This window comes from Bradyrhizobium sp. NBAIM08, assembly GCF_020193935.1.
Lineage (GTDB): Bacteria > Pseudomonadota > Alphaproteobacteria > Rhizobiales > Xanthobacteraceae > Bradyrhizobium > Bradyrhizobium yuanmingense.
This window is the reverse complement of sequence record NZ_JADYVR010000681.1, coordinates 1-422: the sequence shown is the minus strand read 5'-3', so window position 1 is coordinate 422 and position 422 is coordinate 1. Positions and strand designations below refer to the sequence as shown.

The window sequence follows — 422 nt, the reverse complement described above, 5'->3', positions numbered from 1 at the left end:
GAGCGGGAGAGCTACCGCCAGCTGCGGCTGCACGCCCTCGAGCGCCTCAGCGAGACGCTGCGGGCGGTCGGGGAGCACACGTCCGCCCTGATGGCCGCGCTGTCCGCGGTCCGGGCCGACCCGCTGAGGGAGAGCGCCCACCGCCAGGTGATCGCCGTCCACCTGGCCGAGGGCAACGCCGCCGAGGCGCTGCGGCAGTACCACGTCTACCGGCGGCTGCTGGCCCTGGAGCTCGGGCTGCCGCCGTCACCGACGATCCGAGGCCTCGTCGGCCCCCTGCTGGGCCGACCGATCGAGCGGCCGTCGCGCCGCCGCCGCTGACGACCCACCACCCACCGAGGAGCAGCAGATGCGATCCATCGCCGACCAGAGCACCGCCCAGCTGGGTGGGCCCACCAGCATCCTCGCCCGCCAGCGAGCCG

The 422-nt window shown here is 75.6% G+C and carries 1 protein-coding gene; it reads left to right on the top strand.

Annotation, left to right across the window (positions count from 1 at the left end):
• The coding region (locus I6F37_RS41540; protein WP_225154602.1) for a bacterial transcriptional activator domain-containing protein at window positions 1-321 on the top strand (321 nt) is incomplete at its 5' end.
• Window positions 322-422 lie beyond the last annotated feature (101 nt).